General features: G+C 66.3%; 10 protein-coding genes. 5 read left to right on the forward strand and 5 right to left on the reverse strand.

The features are described 5' to 3' along the window. Positions 1–6: 6 nt before the first annotated feature. The 5 genes from mreC (at position 7) to F1654_RS01095 (ending at position 6,064) form a co-directional block, all read left to right on the forward strand. Positions 7–951, forward strand: a complete 945-nt coding sequence (gene mreC, locus F1654_RS01075) for a rod shape-determining protein MreC (RefSeq protein ID WP_233205045.1) — start codon at positions 7–9, stop codon at positions 949–951. Further along, entirely contained in the window at positions 948–1,475 is a 528-nt protein-coding gene (gene mreD, locus F1654_RS01080; RefSeq protein ID WP_150021661.1) for a rod shape-determining protein MreD, read from the forward strand. Before mreC ends, mreD begins: the two co-directional genes overlap by 4 nt. 43 nt (positions 1,476–1,518) lie before the next feature. Beyond that, on the forward strand, positions 1,519–3,396 hold the full coding sequence (mrdA, locus tag F1654_RS01085; protein ID WP_150021662.1) for a penicillin-binding protein 2: 1,878 nt from the start codon (positions 1,519–1,521) through the stop codon (positions 3,394–3,396). Between the two features lie 3 nt (positions 3,397–3,399). Beyond that, the gene (rodA, locus tag F1654_RS01090) at positions 3,400–4,545 is read left to right on the forward strand and encodes a rod shape-determining protein RodA (protein WP_150021663.1); all 1,146 of its coding nucleotides are present in this window, start codon (positions 3,400–3,402) and stop codon (positions 4,543–4,545) included. Positions 4,546–4,690: 145 nt separating this feature from the next. Further along, entirely contained in the window at positions 4,691–6,064 is a 1,374-nt protein-coding gene (locus tag F1654_RS01095) for a sodium-dependent transporter (protein ID WP_150021664.1), read from the forward strand. 76 nt (positions 6,065–6,140) lie between these two features. On the opposite strand, the gene F1654_RS01100 is transcribed toward F1654_RS01095, so the two are convergent. The 5 genes from F1654_RS01100 to F1654_RS01120 all read right to left on the reverse strand — a co-directional run bounded on the left by F1654_RS01100 (position 6,141) and on the right by F1654_RS01120 (position 13,716). Beyond that, the gene (locus F1654_RS01100; RefSeq protein WP_233205046.1) at positions 6,141–6,893 is read right to left on the reverse strand and encodes a cell wall hydrolase; all 753 of its coding nucleotides are present in this window, start codon (positions 6,891–6,893) and stop codon (positions 6,141–6,143) included. A gap of 231 nt (positions 6,894–7,124) precedes the next feature. Further along, on the reverse strand, positions 7,125–9,791 hold the full coding sequence (ppdK, locus tag F1654_RS01105; protein ID WP_150021665.1) for a pyruvate, phosphate dikinase: 2,667 nt from the start codon (positions 9,789–9,791) through the stop codon (positions 7,125–7,127). A 41-nt stretch (positions 9,792–9,832) separates the two neighbouring features. Continuing rightward, positions 9,833–12,226, reverse strand: coding sequence for a glycine--tRNA ligase subunit beta (gene glyS / locus F1654_RS01110; protein ID WP_150021666.1), 2,394 nt, complete (start codon positions 12,224–12,226; stop codon positions 9,833–9,835). 12 nt (positions 12,227–12,238) lie between these two features. Further along, complete coding sequence (locus F1654_RS01115) at positions 12,239–12,835, reverse strand: glutathione S-transferase family protein (RefSeq protein WP_233205047.1); 597 nt, start codon at positions 12,833–12,835, stop codon at positions 12,239–12,241. After that, on the reverse strand, positions 12,835–13,716 hold the full coding sequence (locus tag F1654_RS01120) for a glycine--tRNA ligase subunit alpha (protein ID WP_150021668.1): 882 nt from the start codon (positions 13,714–13,716) through the stop codon (positions 12,835–12,837). The genes F1654_RS01115 and F1654_RS01120 overlap by 1 nt, the downstream gene beginning before the upstream one ends. Positions 13,717–13,731: the final 15 nt, after the last annotated feature.

The following is a 13,731-nucleotide window of genomic DNA, read 5'->3' on the forward strand; positions in this document are numbered from 1 at the left end:
TGAGGATTGGCGCAGCACAGGTCCGCTCGATGGCAGGGTGATGACGGGGTGCGCTTTGCGCCGGCCCTGACCGGCGCCTGTATCATCATCGCCATCGTCCTGACCTTTCTCGACCGTCCCGACGCCCGCCTGGAGCCGCTGGCGGCTATGCGCGCCGCGTTCAATGATCTGGCCGCCCCGGTGCTGGAACTGGCCGCCCGCCCGTTGCGCGGCGTGGCCAATACCGGCCCCTGGTGGCGCAATCAGCTGGAACTGGCCGAGGAAAACCGCGAGCTGCGCCTGCGGGCGTCCGAGCTGCGCGCCTGGCGCGATGTGGCCTTGTCGCTGCAGGAGCGCAATGCGCGCTATCGCGAAGCGCTCAATCTCCAGGCGCCAGCCGGCGCCGAGCGCATTACTGCGTGGACGGTGGCCGACCGCTCCAACGCTTTCGTGCAATCCCGGCTGGTGGGGGCGGGCGCCGATGCCGGCGTCCGGACCGGCTATCCCGCCGTCAATATCTACGGCCTGATCGGGCGCACCGTAGAGGTGGGCCGCACCTCTTCACGGGTGCTCCTGCTGACCGATCTCAACAGCCGGGTGGCGGTGATGGCTGACCGCTCCAATGCCCGCGCATTGCTGCTGGGGGACAATACGGACTATCCCCGGCTCGACTTTCTCAGCCATGACCCGGACCTTTTGGAGGGCGACCGCATCGTCACATCGGGCGATGACAATGTGCTGCCGCGCGGCCTGCCTGTGGGGCAGGCCTTCCTGGACCGTGAGGGCCGCTGGCGCGTTGCGCTCTACAGTGACGCGGCGCCGCTGGATCTGGTCTGGATCTGGCCGTTTGACGCGGTGGCTGACCCGGAAGCCGAACCTGTAGCCATCCCGGCCTTGCCCGAAACCTTGCCGGACAGTGTGACCGGGACGCCGGACCAACCGGCAGCGCCAGATACGGAGACGGGACAATGATGGGCGCGGCGCGCGACAGGGAGGCCTTGTGGCCGTCCGTGACAGCCTACGTGCTGACCCTGGGGTTTGCGCTGGTGCTCTACAGTGCGCCTTCCAGCGTGGGCGGCCTGCCGGATCTGACGCCCTCCTGGCCGCTGATCGTCCTGTTTATCTGGTCGGTGCGCCGTCCCTGGTTCGTCTCACCGCCGGTCATTCTGCTGGTCGGGCTCTTGCAGGATCTGATCAGCGGCGGGGTGCTGGGGGTGTGGGCGCTGGCCTATCTGGCCGCCTTCGCCCTGGCCCGGCCGCGCAGCGAGGAGGGAAGCGCCGATTTCGGCCCGCTGGTCGTCCGTTTCGCCATTTTGTGCGCGATCGCCTACGCTCTGAGCTGGGGCGCGGGATCGGCGGCCATTGGCGCCTGGGCTGGCGTGGCGCCATTGATAACCGAGGCGATCATGACCATCCTTGTGTTCCCGGTCCTTGGATGGCTGTTTGCCAGACGTAAAGACCGCTCGGCCATGTTCAATTCGGGGCGCGGCGGTTAGGCCGCGCTTCCAGGAACGTCCAGACCAAGAGGCCCGCCGGCGCATGCGGCGCGACAAACAGGAAACCCAGGCCCAGTTCAACCGGCGCGTCCTCCTCCTGGGCGGCGCGGGCGCACTGATGTTTGGCGGTCTGGGCGCACAGCTCTATTCGCTGCAGATCCTGGAGCAGGAGCGCTACCGCACCCTGTCGGACAGCAATCAGTTCAGCTTCCGCCTGCAGCCGCCCGTGCGCGGGCGCATTCTGGACCGCGCCGGCGAGGCGCTGGCGGAGAACCGCGACAACTACCGCCTTTTCATCGTGCCCGAGCAGGCCGGCGATCCGGCGCGCGCGCTGGCGCGGCTGGCGCGGCATTTGCCGATCACCGAGGCGCGCATGGAGCGCCTGCTGGCCCAGATTTCACGCACGCCCCGCTTCCAGCCGGTGACGGTGGCCGAGGATCTCGACTGGGAGACCTTCGCGCGCATCAATCTGCATCTGCCCGAACTGCCCGGCATCCTGCCCGATGTGGGCGAGGTGCGCACCTATCCCCACGCCCAGACCATGTCGCATGTCACCGGCTATGTGCAGGTGGCGCCGCCCGAGATGGCGCGCGGAGACCGGCTATTGCTGCATCCGGGCTTTCGCATCGGACGCACGGGCGCCGAGATCGCCAATGAGAACAAGCTGCGCGGGTCGGCCGGCCAGCTGAAGGTGGAGGTCAACGCCTTTGGCCGGGTGATCCGCGAACTGCCCGAGCAATCCATCCCCTCGCGTCCGGGTTCTGACGTGCATCTGAGCATTGATCTGCGCGCCCAGCGCGTGGCCATGCAGGCCCTGGGTCAGGAGGCGGCGGCGGCGGTGGCGCTGGACATGGTCAATGGCGAGATCCTGGTGCTGGCCTCAACGCCGGGCTTTGACCCCAATGCTTTCGTGCTGGGCATTGGCCAGTCCGAGTTCAACGCCCTGAACAACAACCCCTACCGGCCGCTGTTCAACAAGGCGACCACCGGGCTTTACGCCCCGGCCTCCACCATCAAGGGCCTGATCTCCATGGCGGCGCTGGAGCACGGGGTGATCAACCCGTCCGAGCGCATCCATTGTACAGGCCGGGTCCAGCTGGGTAACCGCACCTTCCATTGCTGGCGGCGGGAAGGGCACGGCCATGTGCACATGCATGACGCCATGAAGGTGTCTTGCGACACGTATTATTACGAGGTGGCGCGCCGTCTGGGCATTGAGCGCATCCGCGAGACAGCGCTGCGCTGCGGGCTGGGGCAATTGTTCGATATCGGCATGCCCATACCCGAGCGCGCCTCCGGCCTGGTGCCGAGCGCGGCCTGGAAGCGGGCCCGGCGCGGCCAGCCCTGGACCACGGGCGATACCTTCAATACCGGCATCGGGCAGGGCTATATGTTGAGTTCGCCGCTGCAACTGGCGGTCATGACCGCACGGCTGGCCACAGGCAAGGCGGTGACGCCCACCCTGCAATTGCGTCCTCCAGGCTTTGAATTTGAATCCCTGGGCTTCGCCGCGCACAATCTGGAAACCGTTCACCGCGCCATGAGCGGGGTGGTCAATGAGCCGGGCGGAACCGCCTACTGGACGCTGCGTCCGGGGCTGGGCGTCGAGGGCGCGCGCATGTGCGGCAAGACCGGCACGGCCCAGGTCTATTCCATCTCGCCTGAAGAGCGCGCGCGTGGCGTGCGCAATCAGGAAGACCTGCCCTGGCGGCTGCGCAATCACGGCCTGTTCATCGGCTACGCTCCGGAGGACAATCCGCGTTACGCCGTGGCCATCGTGGTCGAGCACGGCATGGGCGGCACCCGTACTGCGGCGCGCCCGGCGCGCGACATACTGCGTGATCTGGTGTCGCGTGATCCGGCTTCGCGGGAGACCGGCCCGCTGGCGGCGCTGACGGCGCTGTCCAGAGAGGGGGGCTGAGCCATGGGTGTCTTTGCCCAGAGCGTGCCGCGCACCCTTCGCGAGAAGCTCTACGAGATCAACTGGGCCTTCGTCTTGCTGATCATCCTGATCGGCCTCATCGGCGTGGGCATGCTGTATTCGGTGGAGGGCGGGGCCTGGGACCCGTACGCCTCACGCCATTCAGTGCGCTTCGCGGCCGGACTGGCGGTGATGCTGGGGGTGGCGCTGGCGCCGCCGCGATTCTGGATGGGCGTGGCCTATCCGGCTTATCTGGGCGCTCTGATCCTGCTGGTGGGGGTGGAGCTGTTCGGCGTCACGGCCATGGGCGCCAAGCGCTGGCTTGAGATCGGCCCGATCCGCATGCAGCCGTCTGAAATCATGAAGATCGCGCTCGTTCTGGCGCTGGCGCGTTATTATCACGACCTGCCCCAGGACCGGGTGTCGAGCCTGGCCGGCCTGATCCTTCCCCTGTTGATGATCGCTGCGCCGGTGCTTCTGGTCTCGCGCCAGCCCGATCTTGGCACCTCGGTGCTGATCGGGGCGACGGGGATGATCATGGTGTTTCTGGCGGGCTTGTCCTGGCGGATCATCGGCGTGGGCGCCGTGTTCGGCGCGGCGGGCGCCTGGGCCGTCCTGACCTATGCGCTCAAGGATTATCAGCGCGAGCGTATTTTCACCTTCCTGGATCCTGAATCCGACCCTCTGGGTTCGGGCTATCAGATCCTCCAGTCCAAGATCGCGCTGGGATCGGGCGGTCTGACGGGCAAGGGATATATGCAAGGCAGCCAGGCTCACCTCAATTATCTGCCCGAAAAACAGACCGATTTCATCTTCACCATGCTGGGTGAGGAGTTCGGCTTTTTCGGCTGCATGGTAGTGTTGGGGCTGTATGCGATATTGCTGGCCAATTGCGTCATGATCGCGGGCGCGTGCAGGTCCGCCTTCCACCGCCTTGTGGTGATGGGGGTGGCGTCCACCTTCGCCTTCTATGTGTTCATCAATGCGGGCATGGTGATGGGGCTGTTCCCGGTGGTGGGCGTGCCCTTGCCCATGATCTCCTATGGCGGATCGGTGATGCTGACCGTGCTGTTCGGTCTCGGCCTGATTCTGGGCGCCCACGTGCACCGCGGCGCCGAGCCGCCCAAGGGGGCCGGCCTGTTCGGCTGAAGCTTCCGGCGCCCTGGCCAGCTTGACCCCGCGCGCCTGATCGCCCACCTTTCCGCGCCAGAAAGCCCCGCAGCAGCGGGGGAATCAGACACACGGCGCGGCGCGTGACACACGCTGGACGCCAGCGCCAGAGGGGGAGACGGCGATGGCCGGCAGCGGCGGGACGATCACCTGGAATACGCGTTTCGGTTTTCTGATGGCGGCCATCGGCTCGTCCGTCGGCCTGGGCAATTTCTGGCGCTTTCCCTATATGGCGGGCGAAAACGGCGGGTCGGCCTTCGTGCTGATCTATCTGGCCTGCGTGGCGCTGATCGCCTTTCCCATCCTGATCGCCGAGCTGTCCGTGGGCCGTCACGCCCGGCGTTCGGCCGTGGGCTCCACGCGCAAGATGGCGTTCGATGCAGGCGCTTCGGAGATGTGGTCCATCGCCGGCTGGGTCGCCATGGCCGGCGGGGTGATGATCTTGTGCTTCTACTCGGTGGTGGCCGGGTGGGTGGCCGCCTACGTGTTCCAGATGGCGTCAGGCGCTTTCGTCAACGCCGAGCCCGAGGCGGTGGCCTCCGCTTTTGGGACGCTGGTGGGCGACACGTCCACCGTGATCGGCTGGCACACCCTGTTCATGGCCGTGACCATCACCATTGTGTGTTTTGGCGTCACCAAGGGTATTGAGCGCGCCGTCACCATTTTGATGCCGATCTTCTTCCTGATGCTGGTGGGCCTGGTGGTCTATGCAGGCGTGACCGGGGATATGGGCGCGGCGCTGACTTACCTGTTCACGCCCGATTTCAGCGAGGTGACAGGGCAGACCGTGATCGCGGCCCTGGGCCAGGCCTTCTTCTCCATCGGGGTGGGCTCGGCGATCATGATCACTTACGGCTCCTATCTCAGACGTGATGACAATCTGCCCCAGTCGGCGGGGATCATCACCGGCGCCGACGCCATGGTGGCGATCATTGCGGGTCTGGCTATCTTCCCCTTCGTGTTCGCTTTCGGCCTGGACCCGGCGGCGGGCGCGGGCCTGTTCTTTGAGACCCTGCCTTCGGTCTTCGCCCAGATGCCTGGCGGGCAGTGGCTGGGCACGGCCTTCTTCGCCCTGGCCTTCATCGCCGCCCTGACCAGCTCGATCTCGCTTTTGCAGGTGATCGTCTCGTTCGGTGAGGAACATACCGACTTTGGACGGGTCGGCTCGTCGCTGTTCTTCGGCGCCATCATCTTCATGTTCGGCGTGGGCGCGGCCTTCTCGGTGGACGGCTTCTTCGACGTGCTCGACAAGGTGTCGGGCAATATCCTGCTGCCGCTGGGCGGATTGCTGATTGCTGTGTTCACCGGTTGGGTGGTGTCCAAGCAGCTCATGCTGACCGAGCTCAACCAGGCCAGCGCGGCCTTCTTCGCCTACTGGCGCTTCACCATCCGCTGGCTGGCGCCGGTGGCGGTGGCCCTGATCATCCTTGTGGGGCTGGCCGACATGGCCGATATCAGCCTGCCTTACTTCGGAGAGCCGGAGGTGGCCACAGACTGACCGCGGGCTCACGCCAGCACAAAAAACCCCGGCGCAGGTCTGCGCCGGGGTTTTTATTGATTGCTTGTTTAAGGGCTCAGAGCTCGCGTTCGCTGAGCAGGCGGCGCTCTGACAGATTGGGCTCGCGGTAGAAAATATGGGCGCCGATGCGCCGGGTCTGGACCAGCGAGCTGTTCCAGTACGGGTCTACCGCAATCGTGTGGAAATGGGTCGCGGACCGGGTCACCGGACGGGCGAAGCCCATCAGGGCGTGATCGGCCACCAGCTCGGCCCGGCGCCAGGAGCGGCCATAGGGCGCGCGCTCCAGCGAGCCGTCGCAGGTGAAGGAGAACTGGCAGCCCGTGACGCGGTCAGCGCCTTCAAACACCACGCCGCAGATCGTGTCCGGCCAGGCGCGGTGACGCACCCGGTTGAGCACCACTTCGGCCACGGCCAGCTGGCCGGCGAAGCTTTCCCCGCGCGCCTCATAGAACACCGCCTCGGCCAGGCACTGGCGCTCGCGCGCGTTCATGCGGGCCGATTGCAGGTGTCCGGCGTCAAACGTGCGCAGGTCATCGAGCGAACGGGTCAGCACAAAGGCGCCCTGATCGGCGTCCGGATGGATGGTGAAGGCCGCGAACACCAGCGGCTGCGGCGCGTCCCAGTCATGGGTGTCGCCCGCTTCGAGATAGGCGGCGGCCAGGGCGCGCCAGACGGCAGCCTCGTCCTGCTCGCGCGCGCGCTCGGGCGCCAGGGCCACAGCCCCGGCCACCAGCGCGAAAGCGCATACAGCGCCCGCGCTTTGCAGCGCGATCCGCGAACGGCGCATCAGGTTTTTGGCGGCCAGCATGCAGCCTCCGTGAATGGCGCCCGGCGTGCGGGTTCGCGTGAATGCGAATCAGCGCCGGACGTCGCCTTGTCATCGAGAGTGTCAGTGACAACTCTTTGCAAGGAATGAACCATGAAACGAGCAGGTATGCCGCTCAAGGGCCGCGGTCAATAGTGGGAAGGTGGGGCGAAAATTGGGCAGCTCTTGTGCGCTGCGGCAATAACGCCCCAAGTCCCCAGCCAGTCAAAGCGATCACGACTTGGCGCGCAGGGCGGCCTGGGCGGCGGCAAGGCGCGCAATCGGGACGCGGTATGGCGAACAGGACACATAGTCGAGCCCGGCTGATTCGCAAAATCCGATGGAGGCCGGATCCCCGCCATGCTCTCCGCAAATGCCCAGTTTCAGGTCGTCCCGGGCGCTGCGGCCGCGCTCGACAGCGATGCGGATGAGATCGCCCACCCCGTCCTGGTCGATGGACACGAACGGGTCCTTTTCAAAAATCCCCGCTTCGAGATAGTCGCCCAGGAATTTGCCTGCATCGTCGCGCGACAGGCCGTACGTGGTCTGGGTCAGGTCATTGGTGCCGAAGGAGAAGAATTCGGCGTGAGCGGCGATGTCGGCGGCGCGCAGGGCCGCGCGCGGCAGTTCGATCATGGTGCCGATCAGATAGATGGGCGCCACGCCGGTCTCGGCCTCCACCTGGCGCGCCACGGCGGCCACGCGCACTTTGAGGATTTCCAGCTCGCGCGCGGCGGCCACCAGCGGGATCATCACCTCGGCCACGGGCTTCACGCCGGTCTCGCGCTCCACCAGCGCCTGCGCCTCGAAAATGGCGCGCGCCTGCATCTCGTAGATTTCGGGATAGGTGATGCCCAGCCGGCAGCCGCGATGGCCCAGCATGGGGTTGGATTCAGACAGGTCGCGCGCGCGTTCCATCAGCGCCTCGGGCGCAACGCCCGTGGCCTCGGCCACGGCGCGCACGTCATCGGCGTGATGGGGCAGGAATTCGTGCAAGGGCGGGTCCAGCAGGCGGATGGTGCAGGGCCGGTCTTCCATGATGCGGAAGATGTCGGCGAAATCGTCGCGCTGCATGGGCAGGATTTTCGCCAGCGCCTTGACGCGCCCGGCCTGGCTGTCGGCCAGGATCATCTCGCGCACCGCCGCGATGCGGTCGGCGTCAAAGAACATGTGCTCGGTGCGGCACAGCCCGATGCCCTCGGCGCCGAACTCGCGCGCGGTCTGCACGTCGGCGGGGGTTTCGGCATTGGTGCGCACCTTCATGCGCCGGGCCTTGTCGGCCCACACCATCAGGGCGGCGAAATCGCCGGTCAGCTCCGGCTTGATCATGGGCGCTGCGCCGAACAAAACCTCGCCGGTGGCGCCGTCCACGGTGATCACATCGCCCTGGCGGATGGTGCGCCCGCGCGCGGTGAACAGCTTTTCGCCCGCATTGATGCGGATCTCGCCCGCGCCGGACACGCAAGGCCGGCCCATGCCGCGCGCCACCACGGCGGCGTGAGACGTCATGCCCCCGCGCGCGGTGACGATGGCCTGGGCGGCGTGCATGCCGTGAATGTCTTCGGGGCTCGTTTCCACGCGCACCAGGATGACTTTCTCGCCCTGGCCGGCCATCGCCTCGGCCTCGTCGGAATCAAACACCGCCTTGCCGCTGGCCGCGCCCGGCGAGGCGGGCAGGCCCTTGGCCAGCACATCGCGCTGATAGGCGTCGTCAATGGTGGGATGGAGCAGCTGGTCAAGCTGGGAGGGGTCAACGCGCAGCACCGCCTCCTCCTCGCCGATCAGGCCCTCGGCCACCATGTCCACGGCGATTTTCAGCGCGGCGCGCGCGGTGCGCTTGCCCGAGCGGGTCTGCAGCATCCACAGCCGCCCGCGCTCCACGGTGAACTCGATATCCTGCATGTCGCGATAATGGCGCTCGAGCTGGTCGAAGACTTTGGTCAGCTCGGCGAACACCTCGGGCAGGGCCTCTTCCATGGAGGGCTGGGTGTCGCCCATGCGCTCGCGCATGGATTTGGTCAGGCACTGGGGCGTGCGGATGCCGGCCACCACGTCCTCGCCCTGCGCGTTGATCAGGAACTCGCCGTAATAGCCGCTATCGCCGGTGGAGGGGTCGCGGGTAAACGCCACGCCCGTGGCCGACGTCTCGCCCATATTGCCGAACACCATGGCCTGGACATTGACCGCCGTGCCCCAGCTGGCCGGGATGTCATACATGCGCCGGTAGGTCACCGCGCGGTCATTCATCCACGAGCCGAACACCGCCGAGATGGCGCCCCAGAGCTGGGTGCGCGGATCGGTGGGGAAGGGATGGCCCAGCGCGTCCTGGACCGCCTGCTTGTACTGGGCGATCACCTCTTCCCACTGTTCGGCGGTGATCTCGGTGTCCAGGGTGTAGTCGTGATCCTCCTTGAACATGTCGAGGATGTCCTCGAACGTCTCGTGAGGCACGCCCAGCACCACATCGGAATACATGGTGATGAAGCGCCGGTAGGAATCCAGCGCAAAGCGGCGGTCACCCGACAGCGCAGCCAGGCCCTCGGCGGTCTCGTCGTTGAGGCCCAGATTGAGCACGGTGTCCATCATGCCCGGCATGGACGCGCGCGCGCCCGAGCGCACCGACACAAGCAGCGGATTGGCCGGATCGCCAAAGCGCTTGTCCACCTGGGCTTCCAGCGCGGCCAGCGCTTCTTCCACCTGGGCGTCCAGCTCGGCGGGGTAGGCGCGCTCATTGGCGTAATAGGCGGTGCACACCGCGGTGCTCAGGGTGAAGCCCGGCGGAACCGGCAGGCCCAGGCGCGCCATTTCGGCCAGATTGGCGCCCTTGCCGCCCAGAAGGTTCTTGTCATTGCGGTCCCCGTCAGAGGAGCCCGCGCCGAACGCATACACCCACTTCGTCATCTCAAGGCCTCACCACGCAAGTCACAGCCGGTCCGGGCGTTTCAGCCCTCCAGCCGGGAGAAGTCCGCCACAGCGTCCGCCGCTGCGCGAATCCGGGACAAAAGCAATAATCTGTTGCGGCGCACAATAGGGTCTTTGTCGTTCACGACAACCGCCTCGAAGAAAGCGTCCACGGGTTCGCGCAAACGGGCGAGGGCGGCCATGGCCGATTCGAAGTCCTCGTCGCCCAGCGCTTTCGCAGCGACCGCTTCGGCCGCCTGGATTTCGCTGATCAGAGCGCGCTCTTCCGGCGCGGCGGCGGTTTTCGCGATGGCGATGAGCAGGGCGGCGGACGGGCTTTCGGAAAGGTCTCCCCCCTCCGTCTGGCGCTGCGCGCCAGCCACCTCCCCCGCAGGCGGGGGAGGAAAACCGTCCGAAGCGCCGGCATTCTTTCCTCCCCCGTTTACGGGGGAGGTGTCCCGGGCCCCGCCCGGGACGGAGGGGGGAAGCGCTTCAGCGATCGCTGCGCTCAGATCAAACCCCTTCTTCTCCTCCGCCGACAGGATATTGGCCGTGCGCCGGTAACCGGCCAGCAGCGCCGCGCCGTCGGGCGTGTCGAGGAAGGCCTGCAGCGCGCGCGACTTGTTGGTGACGCGCACCAGATCGTCATCGCCCAGTGCAAACACCGCGTCGATCACGTCATGGCGAATGCCTTCGTCCTTCAGGTGGACCTTCAGGCGGTCGGCGAAGAAGGCGAGAATTCCAGCATCGATCTGCTCAAATACATAGAATTTCTTTTGTTCTTCAGTGAGTAAAGTCGGCCTCGGCACCGCCCCCATTTGACGATTGGCTTCTTCACCATCGATCTCACCGCTTTGATACTTCCTGCTGATGCTATCGGAAATTCTGTCAAATCGTACAAGCTCGACACGACGCCTGAGCCACAGGACATGTTCGGGAAGGATATCCTTAAGTGAAACTGTAATGTTCGAAGCCAAAAGCACCCGAATAACTCCCAACGCTGCCCGCCGCAGCGCAAACGGGTCCTTCGATCCCGTCGGCTTTTCATCAATCGCCCAGAAGCCCACCAGCGTGTCGAGCTTGTCGGCGAGCGCCACGGCGGCGCTGACCGGCGCGGTGGGGACGGCGTCGGAAGGGCCTTGCGGCTTGTAGTGATCGCGGATGGCGTCGGCGATGTGCGGGTCCATCCCGGCGTCGAGCGCCAGATACCGGCCCATCACGCCTTGCAGCTCGGGAAACTCATAGACCATCTGGCTGACCAGATCGGCCTTGGCCAGGCGTGCGGCGGTTTCGGCCAGGTCCGGGTCGGCGCCCACGGCCGGCGCCAGCTCGCGCGCCAGCGCGGCGATGCGTTCTTTCTTGTCGGCCATCGTGCCAAGTTGATCGTGGAACGTCACCTTGGACAGCTCTTGCGCCATGGCGTCGAGGCCCTTGGCGCGGTCGAGGTCCCAGAAATGGCGGGCGTCGGACAGGCGCGCCGAGAGCACGCGCGCATTGCCCGCAGCGATGGCCGCGCCGCCATCGGGGGCGGTCTGGTTGGCGAGCGTCACGAATTTGGGCGCCAGCGCGCCGGATTTGGGATCGCGCACCGCGAAATATTTCTGGTGCGTCTTCATGGTCAGGGTGATGACCTCGGGCGGCAGGTCCAGGAAGGCCGGGTCCATATCGCCCAGCACGGCAAACGGATGCTCCACAAGCCCCGTCACCTCTTCGAGCAGGCCCTCATCCTCCATCAGTTCAAGGCCGGCGTTCGCGCAGATATCGCGCGCACCGGCCAGGATCGCCTCGCGCCGTTCGGCGCGGGTGGGGAGGACACCATTGGCTTTGAGCTTGGCGGCGTAATCGGCGAAGGAGGAGACTTCAAACGGGCCATTGCCATGGATGCGGTGGCCTTCGGTGATGTTGGCGGCGGTCAGGCCGAAGACTTCAGCCGGGATGATCTGTCCGTCCAGAAGGCAGATCAGCCGGTGCAGCGGGCGCACCCAGCGCTGGGCGCGTTCGCCCTCGCCGAACTTCATGGATTTGGGCCAGGGGAAATTGCGCGCGATGTCGGGCAGGGCGGCTTTGATGACATCGGCCGTCTCGCGCCCGGGCGTCTCGATCACGGCGATATAGAACGCGCCCTTCTTGTCCTCGCGCACCTCGCAGGCGTCGAGGCTCGCCAGCCCCGCCCCGCGCAGGAAGCCTTGCAGCGCCTGTTCGGGCGCATCGGTGCGCGGGCCCTTGCGCTCCTCGCGCACGGCGTCGGTCTTGAGCGGCAGGCCATTGATCACAAGGCCCAGGCGGCGCGGGCCGGAAAAGGTTTCAAGGGAGTCCCAGCCCAGCCCCGCGCCTTTGAGCGCATCGCCCATCAGGCGCGCCAGATCAGCCTCGGCCCGCGCCTGCATGCGCGCGGGGATTTCCTCGCAGAAAAATTCGATCAGAAGCTCAGCCACGCGTCCGGTCCGTCAGGTGTTGGCCGCCTGCATGCGCGCATAGGCGGGGCGCGCGTGCAGCCGGTCGATATAGCGGTCAATGGACGAGTTTTCGCCCATCAGCTTGAAATGCTTCAGCCAGCCCAGCGCCCCGCCGATCAATATGTCAGCGGCGCTGAAATTGTCGCCCAGGATATAGTCTCCGCTGGCCAGCTGGCGCTCGACCAGGGACAGCACCGTCTCCCAGTCGCCCCAGCCGACCATGCGCGGATCCAGCTCCAGGCCTTGCGATTTGGTGATGATGGCCGGCTCCAGAACGCCGGGGCGGAACACCGACCAGTAGAGATAATCACCGCGCAACGGGTCATCGATGGCGGGCGCCAGGCCTGCCTCGGGGAAGGCGTCGGCGAGATAGAGCGAGATGGCGGCCATCTCGGTCAGCGTCTTGTTCTTGTGGCGGATGGCCGGAACCTTGCCCGCCGGGTTCACGGCCAGAAAGTCAGGCTCGCGCGTGGCGCCGCCGAACACATCGACCTTGCGCAGCTCGTAAGGCGCGCCCAGCTCCTCCACCAGCCACACCGTGCCGGTGGAGCGGGTATTGGGGCCATGCCAGACGATAAGGTCGCTCATCACGCCGCCTCGCGCTTTTGCTGGTCCACCCAGGCGCTGGCGCAGCCCTTTGCCAGCTCGCGCACCCGCGCGATCCAGCTGGCGCGTTCGGCCACGGATATCGCGCCGCGGGCATCGACCAGATTGAACAGATGGGACGCCTTCAGGCACCAGTCATAGGCGGGCAGGGGCAGGGGCGTCTCCAGCGAGAGCAGGGCCATGCACTGTTTCTCGGCGCCCTTGAACCACTCGATCAGCATGTCCACATCGGCATGCTCGAAATTGAAGGCCGAGTGCTGGCGCTCGTTTTCCAGGAACACGTCGCCATAGCTGAGCCCGGCGCCGTTGAAGTCGAGATCGTAGACGTTCTCCACGCCCTGCACATACATGGCCAGGCGCTCCAGCCCGTAGGTCAGCTCGCCCGAGACCAGCTCCACATCGAGGCCGCCGACCTGCTGGAAGTAAGTGAACTGGCTCACCTCCATGCCGTCGCACCAGACCTCCCAGCCCAGCCCCCAGGCGCCCACGGTGGGGTTCTCCCAGTCATCCTCCACAAAGCGCACATCATGGAGCTTGCGGTCGATACCGATGGCGTCCAGCGAGCCCAGATAGAGGTCCTGAATATCGGCCGGGCAGGGCTTCAGAAGCACCTGATATTGGTAATAGTGCTGCAGCCGGTTGGGGTTCTCCCCGTAGCGCCCGTCGCCGGGACGGCGCGAGGGCTGCACATAGGCCGCCCGCCACGGCTTCGGCCCCAGCGAGCGCAACGTGGTGGCCGGATGCAGCGTGCCGGCGCCCACCTCCACGTCATAGGGCTGGAGAATGGCGCAGCCCTGGTCGGCCCAGTAACGGTGCAGGGTCAGGATCAGGTCCTGAAACGAGGGCGCTGTGCGGGCGGTCATGGCGTGTCCGGGGCG

Source organism: Alkalicaulis satelles, from assembly GCF_008630495.1.
GTDB classification, from domain to species: Bacteria; Pseudomonadota; Alphaproteobacteria; order Caulobacterales; family Maricaulaceae; genus Oceanicaulis; species Oceanicaulis satelles.